Source organism: Lentilactobacillus kefiri, assembly GCF_007989105.1.
GTDB classification, from domain to species: Bacteria; Bacillota; Bacilli; order Lactobacillales; family Lactobacillaceae; genus Lentilactobacillus; species Lentilactobacillus kefiri.
Window position 1 is genome coordinate 1 of the sequence record NZ_BJVK01000093.1, and the last position, 1,097, is coordinate 1,097.

Genomic DNA, 1,097 nt, shown 5'->3' on the forward strand with positions numbered 1-1,097 from the left:
TTTCTTAGACGTATTGGAAACCACACTAGGAAATGTCACCCCTCCAATTCCCAATGATAACCCAATAATTAATGCAATTCCGGTTTTCTTAATACTATTATTTTTCATACTGTATCCTCCAAAGAAATATGAATAATTCCCCGACAGGAGTTGAACCTGTCTTTAGCACCGGCGAGGAAAAACAAAGAACAATAATTATATTTGAATTGCGGAACTATGAACCATATGATGACGTAAAGCCATATCCAAACCCTGTTAAGCCAAGGTACAAGAAAATAATGGCAAATACCAATAATACAATACCAGCAGTCTTTGATTTACTTTTCACAATATCTAAGATACCAAAAACAATTGCTAAAATACCAATAAATGGAACAAATAAACTAATAACTGCAGACACCCACCCAATAGATAGGAATGCAGCATGGCCATTTGAGTGACTTTGACTGTTACTCTCCAAACGAATCACCTCCTTTCAAGGGTTCTCCAGCACTTACACATCAGTATTTAAAAACTACCAAAGTTGGGTAACAACATTATTGGCAAAATTATCTTGACGTTCTCTGATCTGGTCAGAACCCCATTCTCCAGCTTGCAGTGAGTCCGACAATTTGTGATTAGCATTAAGTTCCGACTGATTCAGAGCATTCATTAACTTAGTCATATCATCTTCAGTCCCTGTTGCCAACTGCTTTTCCAAAATAGTCCAATTACCAATGTAGCCCTTATAATCTCCTAATGAGTCATCTGAATTAATGTGAACCAACTTGTAGTTATCCTGATCAAACACCTTAGGATACAAATTATTCTCGGCAAAATCATCGTACTCATAAGAGTAAATTTCTGAAAGAAGATAAACCAGAGTCCATTTCTTGGGTCCCTTTAAGCCACCCTCTTTGGAAAGTGCAGAAAAGTTTGCTTTAATAGAATCATCACTCTTAAGTAGCTTATCATTAAGCTCCTTAATAATATCGTCAATACCATTCAATTCCATATTCCAAATATGTTGGGCCACTTCAGAGAAACCACCTTCTAAGACGTTCGTTCCCTCGTTATTAATTGTACGGTGGCGAACAAAAATAGAAAGAATTTTATTA

The 1,097-nt window shown here is 36.3% G+C and carries 1 protein-coding gene and 1 pseudogene; both read right to left on the reverse strand.

All coding sequences use genetic code 11. The features are described from left to right. Positions 1 to 214: 214 nt before the first annotated feature. Positions 215 to 460 (reverse strand): hypothetical protein, encoded by a 246-nt coding sequence (locus tag LKE01_RS11805; protein ID WP_056982431.1) that lies wholly within the window; start codon positions 458 to 460, stop codon positions 215 to 217. 54 nt (positions 461 to 514) lie between these two features. Next, a pseudogene (locus LKE01_RS11810) lies at positions 515 to 1,097 on the reverse strand (DUF262 domain-containing protein); the annotation flags it as partial.